This window comes from Ureibacillus sp. FSL K6-0165, assembly GCF_038004285.1.
Taxonomy (GTDB): Bacteria; Bacillota; Bacilli; order Bacillales_A; family Planococcaceae; genus Ureibacillus; species Ureibacillus thermosphaericus.
Map to the genome: position 1 here is coordinate 2,726,607 of NZ_JBBOQS010000001.1, position 13,378 is coordinate 2,739,984.

10 protein-coding genes are annotated in these 13,378 nt (G+C 37.2%); 2 read left to right on the forward strand and 8 right to left on the reverse strand.

Translation table 11 applies throughout. The features are described from left to right. Positions 1–17 precede the first annotated feature (17 nt). Both NST00_RS13495 and NST00_RS13500 read left to right on the forward strand, forming a co-directional pair. Complete coding sequence (locus tag NST00_RS13495) at positions 18–1,700, forward strand: Rqc2 family fibronectin-binding protein (protein WP_340710121.1); 1,683 nt, start codon at positions 18–20, stop codon at positions 1,698–1,700. Between the two features lie 245 nt (positions 1,701–1,945). After that, the gene (locus tag NST00_RS13500; RefSeq protein ID WP_340710122.1) at positions 1,946–3,871 is read left to right on the forward strand and encodes a serine hydrolase domain-containing protein; all 1,926 of its coding nucleotides are present in this window, start codon (positions 1,946–1,948) and stop codon (positions 3,869–3,871) included. A 47-nt stretch (positions 3,872–3,918) separates the two neighbouring features. On the opposite strand, the gene pyrE is transcribed toward NST00_RS13500, so the two are convergent. From pyrE to NST00_RS13540, 8 genes are read right to left on the reverse strand one after another with little or no spacing between them, the layout of a single operon-like run. Continuing rightward, the gene (gene pyrE / locus NST00_RS13505) at positions 3,919–4,548 is read right to left on the reverse strand and encodes an orotate phosphoribosyltransferase (protein ID WP_340704270.1); all 630 of its coding nucleotides are present in this window, start codon (positions 4,546–4,548) and stop codon (positions 3,919–3,921) included. Next, a complete protein-coding gene (pyrF, locus tag NST00_RS13510) occupies positions 4,548–5,246 on the reverse strand; it encodes an orotidine-5'-phosphate decarboxylase (protein ID WP_016837478.1) in 699 nt (232 codons plus the stop codon). The genes pyrE and pyrF overlap by 1 nt, the downstream gene beginning before the upstream one ends. Further along, positions 5,246–6,157 carry a dihydroorotate dehydrogenase gene (locus NST00_RS13515; protein ID WP_168411959.1) on the reverse strand — a complete coding sequence of 304 codons (912 nt, stop codon included), beginning with the start codon at positions 6,155–6,157 and terminating at the stop codon, positions 5,246–5,248. Before NST00_RS13515 ends, pyrF begins: the two co-directional genes overlap by 1 nt. Further along, on the reverse strand, positions 6,154–6,927 hold the full coding sequence (locus tag NST00_RS13520; RefSeq protein WP_340710123.1) for a dihydroorotate dehydrogenase electron transfer subunit: 774 nt from the start codon (positions 6,925–6,927) through the stop codon (positions 6,154–6,156). The genes NST00_RS13515 and NST00_RS13520 overlap by 4 nt, the downstream gene beginning before the upstream one ends. Continuing rightward, complete coding sequence (gene carB, locus NST00_RS13525; RefSeq protein WP_340710124.1) at positions 6,924–10,121, reverse strand: carbamoyl-phosphate synthase large subunit; 3,198 nt, start codon at positions 10,119–10,121, stop codon at positions 6,924–6,926. The genes NST00_RS13520 and carB overlap by 4 nt, the downstream gene beginning before the upstream one ends. After that, positions 10,108–11,211, reverse strand: a complete 1,104-nt coding sequence (locus NST00_RS13530; RefSeq protein ID WP_340710125.1) for a carbamoyl phosphate synthase small subunit — start codon at positions 11,209–11,211, stop codon at positions 10,108–10,110. Before NST00_RS13530 ends, carB begins: the two co-directional genes overlap by 14 nt. Next, complete coding sequence (locus tag NST00_RS13535; RefSeq protein WP_016837483.1) at positions 11,211–12,485, reverse strand: dihydroorotase; 1,275 nt, start codon at positions 12,483–12,485, stop codon at positions 11,211–11,213. Before NST00_RS13535 ends, NST00_RS13530 begins: the two co-directional genes overlap by 1 nt. Position 12,486: 1 nt before the next feature. After that, entirely contained in the window at positions 12,487–13,356 is an 870-nt protein-coding gene (locus tag NST00_RS13540) for an aspartate carbamoyltransferase catalytic subunit (RefSeq protein ID WP_016837484.1), read from the reverse strand. Positions 13,357–13,378 lie beyond the last annotated feature (22 nt).

Genomic DNA, 13,378 nt, shown 5'->3' on the forward strand with positions numbered 1-13,378 from the left:
AGAAAAGAGGAACAATTATGGCATTTGATGGATTATTTACAGTAGCGATGATCAATGAGCTGAAGAGACTTGAAACTGGTCGAATTTCAAAAGTTCATCAACCAAATGCATTGGAAGTAGTGCTCCATATCCGAGCAAGAGGGAAAAATGAAAAATTATTATTTTCTATTCACCCATCATATGCTCGAGTTCACTTAACAAAAGAATCCATTGAAAATCCACAAGAACCACCAATGTTTTGCATGCTCCTCCGCAAACATATTGAAGGCGGCATTATTACTCGAATTGAAAACAATGGTTTTGAGAGATTGATTACTTTTCACATTGAAAGTAAAAACGAAATTGGTGACCAAGTGACTCGGAAGTTAATCGTTGAAATAATGGGACGACATAGTAATTTAATTTTAGTTGACGATGAAAATAAAATCATCGATGGATTAAAACATTTACCACCTTCCGTTAACAGTTATCGAACAGTGCTTCCAGGTTTTGAGTATATCCATCCACCAGCACAACAAAAAGCCAATCCGATTACAATATCTGATGAGGAGATTACGAACTTTTTCTCAAATGAAAAAACATCACAAGAAGTAGTTGCTCATTTTGCTGGATTTTCTCCTTTTCATGCTAAAGAATTATTGCATCGAATGAAGGACGAAAACAATAAAATTGAAATATTCCGCACGTTTATAAACGAAATTCTTGCTAGTGCTAATCCTACTTATTTAGAAGTAGATGGAAAACCTTATTTTTCACCGACAACAATTACTCATGTATCGGGGAAAAATACGTTTTTTGTTGATTTAAGCTCCCTCCTAGACCGAGCATTTTACGCAAGAGCTGAAAGGGACCGTGTAAAACAACAAGCGGGCGACTTAGAACGCTTTTTACAAAATGAAATCAATAAATTAAAAACAAAATTAAAAAAGTTACATAAAGACTTAGAACAAGCTTCCAAATTAGATCAATACCAATTATATGGCGAACTATTAATGGCTAATTTATACCAATTCGACAAAGGCATGAAGGAAGTTACCGTAACGAATTACTACAATGAACAAGAATTGACAATACCATTAGATGAAAGAAAAACACCTATCGAAAATGCCCAAAGCTATTATGCGAAATACAATAAAGCTAAACATGCGCTCATTCGGGTAAAAGAGCAAATTGATAAAACAAAAGAGGAAATTGAATATTTTGAAATGCTCATCAACCAAGTAAACCAAGCAAGCCCAACGGATATTGAAGAAATTCGTGATGAACTAGCAGAACAAGGCTATTTGAAAAAACGAAACAAAAAACAAAAGCAAAAACAATTAAAACCTGTTCCTGAAAAATTTATGTCATCAACAGGGGTTCCTATATCGGTCGGCAAAAACAATAAACAAAACGACTATTTAACCTTTAAATTAGCTAAAAAATCCGATACTTGGCTTCACACAAAAGATATTCCAGGATCACATGTCGTCATTCATTCGGATAATCCAGACGAGACAACATTGAAAGAAGCTGCTATATTAAGCGCCTATTTTAGCAAAGCAAGAAGCTCCTCTTCTGTACCAGTAGACTATACGAAAATTCGACATGTGAAAAAGCCGAATGGAGCAAAACCAGGTTTCGTGATTTATTTTGAGCAAAAAACGCTCTATGTCACACCGGATGAAGAAGTTGTATTAAAACTTAAGAAAAAAGATTGATCTTTTTATTATTGTAGTGCAAACCTATACGACGGTTTGTACTATTTTTTTAAAATAATTCAAGCCTTCTGGTTTATAAATAACCCTAAAGCTTGAGCCTTACTAAAAATAATCAACAACCTCTTTTTTCCAAACACCTTTTGTTAAAATATTGGCTCAATATTATTGCATTACCAAGTTATTAATTACTCTATAAATGCATAGAAATTAACGATTCATCTGTAAAATTTTCAGGAGGAATAATGATGCAATTCAAATTTATTCATTGCCTCAGTATATTCGTCCTACTATTTGCATTTCTCATTCAATCACCTCAAAAGGCAAAGGCATCAGAATTTCATAAATCACAAGCTGAAATCGAACAGTTTTTTGATGAATTTTTTTCAAAGGAGATGTCAAAAAAGCATGTTCCAGGTGTCGGTTTCATATTAGTGAAAGATGGAAAAAGAATAATTTCAAAAGGATACGGCTACGCAAATATTAATAAAAAAATTGGGGTTGACCCAGAAAAGACTCTATTTCGGGTTGCTTCATTATCAAAAATTTATGTACTGATGGCAATTTTAAAATTGCAAGAAGAAGGCAAATTATCGGTTCATGATGAAGTATCAAAATATTTAGCAGAAGATGATCCACTTATCCATCGATTGAAAGGAATTAAAATTCACCATTTGCTTACCCATACAGAAGGCTTTCCATCTAAAGATGTTGGAACTTTTGTGTTAAATGCGGATGCCATTCCGCCTCTTCATGACACATTAATAAAAGATTTGAGAAAACCAACTATTCAACCCGGTACGGGCATTGCCTACGGTGGAATGGGTTCCGTATTAGCTGCTCATATTATTGAAAATATCACTGGAAAAACATTTGATGTTTATGTAAAGGAAAAAATTCTTCAGCCGCTTTCTATGAACTACAGTACATTCTCTCAAACCATTCCAAAGTCATTACAACATAGTCTAGCCACTACCTATTTATTTGAAGATAATAAGTTTATTGAAACAGAGTTTTTATATGGCTCCACTCCGCCTTCAGGAGGTCTAAGTAGCACTCCAGCAGAAGTTAGCAATTTACTAATTGCCTTAATGAAAAATGGCACATTTGATGGAATCGAAATATTAAAACAAGAAGCAGTACAATCTATGATTCAACCGCAATACCGTGGACATAACAATCTAGCAGGTGTTACTTATGGATTTTTTGAATTCTTTCAAAACAACAAAAGGGCACTTGTTAGAGATGGCAGTGGATTTGGAGTAACAACCAGAATGTTGTTTATACCTGAAGAACAAATAGGATTCGTATATTTTCAAAATATTCGAGGAGATGATTTACTTAATGAATTAACCACTACTTTTTTCGATTACTTTTTTGAAAAGAAAGCAAAAAAGACTGGTATTCCCTTAACATTAGAGGAAGCAAAGAAATTAGAAGGTACTTATCGAGCAATCCAGCAACATCAAAATATCATGAAAGTTGGTAGCTTTTTCTCCGGGATGATGATTGATATTACTGCAAATCATGATGGCACTTTACAACTTGTTGTTTCAGGTCCAGGCGATACAGCAGGTTGGGGAGGATTTGAAAAAGAAGCAACGCTCACACAAATTGAACCGATGCTGTTTCAACGTAGTGATATGGAAGGATATGTTGCTTTTGAAAATCTTGACGGAAAATTATTGATGCATACAGGTAATGGTTATCACACCACTTATGAAAAAATTCCTTGGTATGAAAAAGTGATATCACAGCTAGTGTTCCTAACTATTTTTACAATACTATTTGTCATAACACTCATCTATTCAATCATCCATTTTATTAAAAGAAATAAGAAATTCTATGCTTATATGGAATTGCCTTTCCTTCAACTCTGTGGAGTAATTAGTTTATTAAATCTTTCATTTCCATTTCCAATCTTTCAATTATGTTTTATAAATCAAATAGCTGGGTTCCCTGCAGTTGCTTTTGGCCTACCAAAACTCGTACAAATATTGCTGTATGTACCTGTGATTACTGGTATTTTGACCATGTTACTGTTTGGATTGTATTATCAATTGTATAGAAATGTTTCGAAAAAAAGAAAAATCGGCTATTTGGTCATTCTAATGGGTTACCTTCTTTTCATCCCATACTGCATCTACTGGAGATTTTTTCCTGGTTTTGCTTAAAAAAAAATTCTCCTGAATCATTTTAATGACTCAGGAGAATTTTTTTATTATAATCTACCAGCTTTCAAATCTTCATGCCAATTTTTTAAGAATGGAATATCGTCGGACTTAATAGCACCAGAATCTTTTGCCGCTTCAATTAAATAGTCGAAATTCGTTAAGCTGACATACTTTATACCCTGATTTTCAAAAGCATCCTCGGCTTTTGGCAAATTGTATGTATAAACACATACAACACCCACGACTTCGCATCCTGCATCTCTTAATGCTTTTACTGCAGTAAGTGATGAACCGCCAGTTGAAATGATGTCTTCTACAACAACTACCTTCTGACCTGGTTCTAGTTTCCCCTCAATTTGATTGCCTCGTCCATGATCTTTCGGTTTGGAACGCACATATACCATTGGCAATTGTAATACATCACTCACCCATGCAGCATGAGGAATTCCTGCTGTTGCTGTGCCTGCAACCACTTCTGTTTCAGGAAAATGTTCTTTAATTTTTTCCGCTAAACCTTTCGCAATTTGTTTTCTTGCTTCTGGATAAGAAATTGTTAAACGTGTATCACAATAAATGGGTGATTTAATTCCACTTGCCCAAGTAAATAATTCCGATGCGTTTAATTCAACAGCACCTACTGATAACATGATTTGGGCAATTTCTTTTTCAATAGCCATTAAATTCCCTCCCAAAGTTGGCATACCTTTTTATAAGCTTCTACAGGATTTTCTGCTTTAGTCACTGCTCGTCCAATAACAATATAAGAAGAGCCATTAATTCGGGCATAGTCAGGAGTTGCAATCCGTTTCTGATCGTGAGCATCTCCACCAGGCAGTCGAATTCCAGGTGTCACTCGTAAGAACGTTTCTCCACATACATCCGCAATATTTTTTGCTTCATGAACAGAGCAAACAACTCCATCTAATCCAGCATCTTTCGTTAATTGTGCATAATGCAATACTGAATCTAACAAGGATAATGGGATTTTTTGCTCCTTTTGCATTTGTTCTTCCGTTGTAGACGTTAATTGAGTCACGGCAATGAGCATTGGCCTTTTGTCAGCACTTCCTGCCTCTAATCCTTCAATGGCTGCTTCCATCATATTTTTTCCGCCGGCTGCATGCACATTTACTAAATCAACGCCCAAACGAGCTAGCCCTTTCATTGCAGATTTCACTGTATTTGGAATGTCATGAAGTTTTAAATCAAGGAATATATCATGTCCTAAATCCTTAATTTTTCTTACAATATCAGGACCTTCTTGATAAAAAAGCTCCATTCCAACTTTTACAAACAATTTTTCATCGAATTGGTTTAAAAACTGAAAAACTTCAATTTCACTCGGAAAATCTAACGCGATAATCGGTTTGTTCATTAACGATGGCTCCTTCCGATAATCTCTTTAATATGCTTTACTCCAAGCTCATCTAACTTCGCTGGAAGGGCATCAATTATATTCGGACAAATGAAAGGATCGATAAAGTTCATTGTACCTACTGCAACTGCTGATGCACCAGCAGACATAAAGTCGATTACGTCTTGAACGCAAGAAATGCCACCCATACCGATAATCGGAATATCTACCGCTTTATATACTTCATAAACCATTCGTAAAGCAATCGGTTTTACCGCTGGACCGGATAGTCCTCCTGTAACATTGGCGATGACTGGTTTTCCAGTTTTTTCATCGAGTCGCATGCCCAATAATGTATTAATCATCGTAATTCCATCGGCTCCGCCTATTTCAACCGCTTGTGCCATTTCCACGATATTCGTTACATTAGGTGAAAGTTTCACATATACAGGCACTTGAGAAACGGCCTTCACTTGTTCTACAAGTTCTCTAGCAATCACAGGGTCTGTTCCGAACGTAATGCCTCCTTGCTTAACATTCGGGCAAGAAATATTTAATTCTAATGCTTTTACATTTGGAGCAGTTGAAATGCGTCTTGCCACTTCCACATAATCTTCCGGTGTAGTACCTGCTACATTAGCGATAATCGGCACATCAAAGCGTTCTAACCAAGGTAATTCTTCAGCCATGACTTTTTCGAGTCCTGGATTTTGTAATCCGATGGCATTCAGCATTCCAGCAGGTGTTTCTGCTACACGAGGCGTCGGATTTCCAAGTCGTGGTTCTACTGTCGTTGCTTTAATCATAATGGCTCCCAACTTGGAAAGGTCATACAACCCGGCATATTCACGGCCAAATCCGAAACAACCAGAAGCAGGCATAATCGGATTTTTTAATTGTAAACCAGGGAGTTGGATATCTAATCGATTCATAATTTCACAACTCCTTTCTCAAATACAGGACCATCTGAACAAATTTTAACGTAGTCTTTCTCTTGCCCTTCTTCCGTTTTGCAAATGCAAGCAAAACAAGCTCCAATGCCGCAGCCCATACGTTCCTCAAGGGATAAATATCCTTTTTTCTCCTCATACATTGAAGCTAATGCTCTTAACATCGGCAGCGGGCCACATGAATAAAAGATATTAAAATCTGGATTTAATTCATTCAATAAATCCGTAACGAATCCTTTAAAACCTTTTGATCCGTCATCCGTTACATAATAGGTTTCGCCTAATTTTGTAAACTCTTCTTCATAAAACGCTACTTCTTCTGTTTGGAAACCAAGTACATGGATAGTCCGAACGCCTTTAGCATTTAACTGTTTTGACAGTTCATAGAGGGGTGGAACACCAATCCCTCCTCCAACAAGAAGAGCCGTTTCACCTTCACGTGCTTCTTCAACTGGAAAACCGTTACCGAGAGGACCTAATACGTCCACCTCATCGCCTACTTGTTTCTGAGATAAAACTTTTGTCCCTCTACCTTGTGCTCGATAAATAATTGTAAATTCTTCTGCTTCTTTCTGAATATTCGCTATACTAATTGGGCGTCTTAACAAAGGCTCCAACAAATCTGAAACTCGTATATGAACAAATTGTCCAGGAGACATCTCCTGAACAATTTGACCTTGCAAAGTCATTTCAAAAATGTCTTTTGCAATTTCCCTTTGGCTTACTACCGTCATACTTTCTTGTCGAATCATGAATATACCTCCGCTTTCGGCATTTCCTGTATTGCAAATGTCATGGATTCAATGACTGTTATTAAAGCGTTAGCTGTATCCAATGATGTTAAACAAGGAATGCCGTTTTCAACAGTTTCTCGACGAATGCGGAAACCGTCGCGGGCAGGTTGTTTTCCTTTCGTTAAAGTATTAATTACAACTTGGGCATCACCGTTTTGGATTACATCCACCAACGTTTTACCTTTGCCACCAATTTTATCTACTACTTCTGTTCGAATACCTGCTTCTTCAAATTTTTTCGCTGTTCCTTCTGTCGCCATGATGCGATAACCTACAGATTGGAAACGTTTGGCAAGACTAATTGCTTCTTCTTTATCTTTATCCGCTACTGTAAATAACACAGTTCCATACGGTTTGATTTCTATACCTGAAGCAACCAACCCTTTATATAATGCTTTTTCTAAAGTAATGTCTTTCCCCATTACTTCACCAGTTGACTTCATTTCAGGTCCTAGTGTGATATCGACGCGTCGTAGTTTTGCAAAGCTAAATACAGGTACTTTTACGTATACACCTTTTTTCTCTTCAACTAGACCTGTTTCGTAACCTTGTTCAACGATTGATTGACCTAAAATCGCTTTTGTTGCAACATTCGCCATCGGAATGTTTGTAATTTTGCTTAAGAACGGCACTGTTCTTGATGCACGAGGGTTTACTTCAATGACATATACATTTCCATCTGAAATGACATATTGGATGTTCATTAATCCGACAATATTTAATCCTCTAGCCAATCTTGTTGTATAATCCACAATCGTTTCAATTTGTTTTTGCGTTAAACTTTGCGGTGGGTAAACGGAAATTGAGTCACCTGAGTGAACCCCAGCACGTTCAATATGTTCCATAATGCCAGGAATGAGTACATTTTCTCCATCAGAAATCGCATCTACTTCTACTTCTTTTCCTGTTAAATAACGGTCAATTAATACAGGATGATCTGGAGAAGCTTCTACCGCATTTTCCATATAATGTTTCAATTCATTTTCGTTATAAACGATTTCCATCGCACGGCCGCCAAGAACGTAAGAAGGACGAACCAATACCGGGAAGCCGATTCTCTTTGCAATTTCCAATGCTTCATCCAATGAAACCGCAGTGTCCCCCTCTGGCTGTGGAATTTCTAATTCTTTTAAAGCTTGTTCAAACAAGTCGCGATTTTCTGCTCTGTCGATATCTTCTAATGATGTACCTAAAATTTTCACACCATTTGCTGCAAGTTTATCTGCTAAGTTAATTGCTGTTTGTCCACCGAATTGTACTACTACTCCAATCGGTTTTTCCAAATCGATAATGTGCATTACATCTTCAATCGTTAAAGGCTCAAAGTAGAGTTTATCGGAAATTGAAAAGTCTGTTGATACCGTTTCAGGGTTTGAGTTGATAATAATTGCTTCATACCCTGCTTCTTGAATTGCCCAAACCGAATGCACTGTTGCATAGTCGAACTCAACGCCTTGTCCAATTCGGATTGGACCAGAACCAAGAACGATGACAGATGGTTTATCGGAAACAATCGATTCATTTTCTTCTTCGTAAGTTCCGTAATAATAAGGAGTTGCTGATTCAAACTCCGCTGCACAAGTGTCAACCATTTTATAAACCGGTACAATACCATTCGATTTGCGAAGTTCGTAAATTTCTTTCGCTTCCATATCCCAAAGCTCAGCGATTTTTTGATCTGCAAAGCCTAGACGTTTTGCTTGTTTTAACACTTCTAAATCATTTTTATTTTCAGAAAGAACAGTCTCCATGTCGATAATGTTTTTTAGTTTATATAGGAAGAATAAATCGATTTGTGACCATTTATGAATTTGTTCCACAGCGACACCGCGGCGCATTGCTTCAGCGATAAAGAATAGCCGTTCGTCGCCTGCTTTCTTAATGCGTTTTTCAATCCAGTTATCATCATGATCTTCTGCATGTTTTAAATCGATATGATAATGGCCAGTCTCGAGAGATCGAACTGCTTTTAAGATCGCTTCTTCAAAATTACGTCCTAAAGCCATTACTTCCCCAGTGGCTTTCATTTGCGTACCTAAATTACGTTTTGCAGATTCGAATTTATCAAATGGCCAACGAGGAATTTTTGCCACTACATAGTCGATGGCAGGTTCGAAGTCTGCATATGTAGTGCCAGTAACAGGGTTTTTAATTTCATCCAGCGTTAAACCAACCGCAATTTTTGCAGCGATTTTTGCAATTGGGTAACCTGTTGCTTTAGATGCTAAAGCAGATGAACGAGAAACACGAGGATTTACTTCAATTACATAATATTTAAAACTATGTGGATCAAGTGCTAATTGTACGTTACATCCACCTTCAATTTTTAATGCACGGATAATATCTAATGAGATGTTACGTAGCATCTGATATTCCCGATCAGTTAACGTTTGGACTGGTGCTACTACAATTGAGTCACCAGTATGAATACCAACTGGATCCACGTTTTCCATGCTACAAACTACAATCGCATTATTTTTTGAGTCGCGCATTACTTCAAACTCAATTTCTTTGTAGCCTGCAATTGATTTTTCAAGTAGACATTGTTTCACTGGGCTATATTTTAAACCGCTTGAAACAATTTCTTCCAACTCTTGTTCATTGTGACAAATACCTCCACCAGTACCTCCTAGCGTAAAGGCTGGTCGAACAATCACTGGATAACCGATTTTTTCAACAAAAGCTTTTGCTTCTTCAACACTATGAACGATGTCGGATTCAGGAACTGGAGCACCTAATTCAAACATCAAACTTCTGAATAATTCACGGTCTTCTGCATGATGGATTGCTTCTAATTTTGTTCCTAATACTTCTATCCCTAATTCATCCAAAATACCTGATTTTTGAAGTTCAATTGCCATATTTAAGCCAGTTTGTCCACCAAGTGTTGGAAGTATGGCATCTGGTCTTTCTTTTCGCAATATTCGGGAAACAAACTCTAAACTAATCGGTTCGATATAAACCTTATCTGCAATTTCTGTATCTGTCATAATCGTTGCAGGGTTTGAGTTTATTAGAATCACTTTATATCCTTCTTCTTTTAATGCAAGACAAGCTTGAGTACCAGCATAATCGAATTCTGCAGCTTGTCCAATAACAATAGGACCTGAACCAATAACTAAAATGCTTTCAATATCTTTACGCTTTGGCATATGCTATTTCCTCCCCTGCTCGTTCCATTAATGCAATAAATTCATCAAATAAATAGTTCGAATCTTCCGGACCTGGTGAAGCTTCCGGATGGAATTGCACTGAAAAGACTGGATGTTTTTTATGTTTTAAACCTTCGATCGTACCATCATTTAATGAAACATGCGTAATTTCTAAATCAGTACCTTCCAATGAGTTTTCATCGATTACATAACCATGGTTTTGCGAAGTGATTTCAACAACACCAGTTTGAAGATTTTTTACTGGATGGTTTCCACCACGATGTCCGAAAGGTAACTTATAGCTCTTCGCACCGCAAGCTAATGCAATCAATTGGTGTCCTAAGCAAATACCAAACATCGGAACTTTCCCAATTAATTCTTTGATTGTTTCAATAGCTTCTGTTACATCGGCGGGATTACCTGGACCATTGGATAATAGAATGCCTTCTGGACGAAAACTCATGATTTTTTCAGCAGGTGTATTATAAGGAACTACAAGAACATCACAATGACGATTATTTAATTCACGCAATATCCCGTTTTTCATTCCAAAGTCCATTAGCACTACTCGTTTCCCTCTACCGGGACTTGGGAATGGCATTTTTGTCGAAACTTCTTTTACATGATTTTTCAAATAAGGCGTTTCATTTAATTGTTTAACTATTTCATCTACATTCACTTCCTCGCCTGCTGCAGTTAACATCGCACGAACTGCGCCTTTTGAACGAATGATGCGAGTAAGTTTTCTTGTATCAATTCCTTCAATTCCAGGAATATTATGTGTTTTTAAATACTCATCCAAAGTGATTTCAGAACGGAAATTTGATGGGATTTTCGTTAATTCACGAACAACAACACCTCGAATAACAGGAGCAATCGTTTCAAAATCATCGCTGTTTATTCCATAGTTACCGATTAATGGATAAGTAAATGTTACAATTTGACCGTAAAAAGAAGGGTCAGTAATTGTTTCTTGATACCCAGTCATCCCAGTTGTAAAAACAACTTCTCCTTGACTGCTTTGTTCACTTCCAAACGCTTCTCCCTGAAATACTGTCCCATCTTCCAAAATTAAGAGACGCTTTTTCATCATTCTTCCTCCTTATAAACCACATTTCCTTCAAAGATTGTCATGACCGGCCAACCTTTTGCTTTCCATCCATTGAATGGCGTATTGCGACCTTTAGAATAAAACTCATTTGCATCAATTGTTTTCTCTTTATTTAAATCAATAATTGTTAAGTCAGCAGGTGCACCTACCTCAATTTTTCCATAAGGAAGCTCGAAAATTTCAGCAGGTTTTGTAGCCATCCAATCCACTAATTGTTTTAGTGTAAAAATTCCTGTTTCTACAAATTTTGTATAAAGCAATGGAAAGGCTGTTTCAAATCCTACAATTCCAAAAGGAGCTCCAACCATTCCGCAACATTTTTCTTCAGTAGTATGTGGTGCATGGTCTGTGGCGATGCAATCGATCGTACCATCAAGTAATCCTTCAATTAAAGCTTTTTTATCTTCTGAAGCTCGTAACGGAGGATTCATTTTCCAATTTGCATCATCACTTGGAATGTCCATATCTTCTAATAGGAGATGATGTGGACAAACTTCTGCAGTAACACGAATGCCCGCTTTTTTAGCATCTCTTACTGTACGAACGGATTCTTTCGTAGAAACGTGACAAACATGATATCTTGCCCCAGCTGCCTCGGCAAGTAATACGTCCCGCGCAATTTGTACCGATTCACAAACGCTTGGAATTCCAGGTAATCCTAATTGTTTATTACGAACCCCTTCGTGCATTACACCGCCATAGATTAATGAGTTATCTTCACAATGGGCAACAACAATTGCACCAACTTTTGCTGCATCTTGCATTTGTTCATACATTGTTGCAGCAAGTTGAACGCCCACGCCATCATCTGAAAAAGCTACAGCACCATGTTCTTTTAATTCAGCGATATTGGTACGTTTTTCCCCGGCTTCATCAACAGTAAGTGAGCCATAAGGAAGGACACGAACCACTGCACTGTTTTTAATTAATCCTTTAATATATTCAAGGTTTTCAACAGAATCTGGCACAGGCTTTGTATTTGGCATAGCACAAATTGTTGTAAATCCACCTCTAGCAGCTGATCGAGTGCCCGTTTCAATTGTTTCTTTATGTTCAAAACCAGGTTCCCTTAAATGAACATGTACATCGACAAATCCTGGAGAAACAAAATTTCCTTTTCCATCAATTACTTCAGCATTTTCTGGTTTTGATTCACCGATTGCAGCAATTTTGCCTTGTTCAATCGTGATCGTTGTTTTAACAAGTTCACCGTGGTCATTTAACATCTTGATATTCTCTATAAACGTCGCCATGTTATCTCTCCTTCAAAATTGTTTCAAGAATTGCCATTCGAACAAATACACCGTTTTGTACTTGTTGAAAAATTCTTGAACGTCCACATTCCACTAGTTCTGAAGCAATTTCCACATCCCGATTGACTGGCGCCGGGTGCATGATGATTGCATGTTCCTTCATTTGCTTTTCTCGTTCGGGTGTCAACCCAAATTGTTGATGATAATTTTCCTTTGAAAAATATACATCATGTCGTTCATGTTGAATTCGAAGCAACATAATCACATCACTTTCTTCTAACAGACCGTTCCATGCGTGCTGTGCCTCAAAATCACCGGCCCATTCAGGAGGACAAAGGAAATTTACATTTACTCCTAATCGTCGCAATGCGATGGCATCAGATTTTGCTACTCTGCTATGAGAGATATCCCCTGCAATCGTTACTGTTAAACCTTCGAAGCGTCCAAATTCTTTATAAATCGTATATAAATCCAATAAACTTTGGGATGGATGCTGCCCTGTTCCATCACCGGCGTTAATAATGCCGACATTAATTCCTTCGAGCAATTCTTTATAGTATTCATCTTCCTTTGCACGAATGACAACCGTATCAAGTCCAATCATTTCCAACGTTTTTACAGTATCGTACAAAGTTTCCCCTTTTAGCATACTTGAAAATCCTGCTTCAAAGGGGATGACTGTACATCCTACTTTTCGTTCTGCCATTTCGAAACTTGTTTTTGTTCGAGTGCTTGGTTCAAAAAATAAATTCGCTACATAATAGGAGCGTTGTAGCTTCGTTTCCGCTCCCTGTTCAAATTCTCTTGCTCTTTCTAAAATAGCCAACACTTCATCGTTTGATAAATGTTCCATTGAAAGTAAATTCTTCATTGTCAGTTTCCTCCTAATTTTA

Bases quoted from the DNA above. Each gene is read 5' to 3' on its own strand.
- NST00_RS13495 (WP_340710121.1), top strand. From the start codon at position 18: ATGGCATTTGATGGATTATTTACAGTAGCGATGATCAATGAGCTGAAG.
- NST00_RS13500 (WP_340710122.1), top strand. From the start codon at position 1,946: ATGCAATTCAAATTTATTCATTGCCTCAGTATATTCGTCCTACTATTT.
- pyrE (WP_340704270.1), bottom strand. From the start codon at position 4,548: ATGGCTATTGAAAAAGAAATTGCCCAAATCATGTTATCAGTAGGTGCT.
- pyrF (WP_016837478.1), bottom strand. From the start codon at position 5,246: ATGAACAAACCGATTATCGCGTTAGATTTTCCGAGTGAAATTGAAGTT.
- NST00_RS13515 (WP_168411959.1), bottom strand. From the start codon at position 6,157: ATGAATCGATTAGATATCCAACTCCCTGGTTTACAATTAAAAAATCCG.
- NST00_RS13520 (WP_340710123.1), bottom strand. From the start codon at position 6,927: ATGATTCGACAAGAAAGTATGACGGTAGTAAGCCAAAGGGAAATTGCA.
- carB (WP_340710124.1), bottom strand. From the start codon at position 10,121: ATGCCAAAGCGTAAAGATATTGAAAGCATTTTAGTTATTGGTTCAGGT.
- NST00_RS13530 (WP_340710125.1), bottom strand. From the start codon at position 11,211: ATGAAAAAGCGTCTCTTAATTTTGGAAGATGGGACAGTATTTCAGGGA.
- NST00_RS13535 (WP_016837483.1), bottom strand. From the start codon at position 12,485: ATGGCGACGTTTATAGAGAATATCAAGATGTTAAATGACCACGGTGAA.
- NST00_RS13540 (WP_016837484.1), bottom strand. From the start codon at position 13,356: ATGAAGAATTTACTTTCAATGGAACATTTATCAAACGATGAAGTGTTG.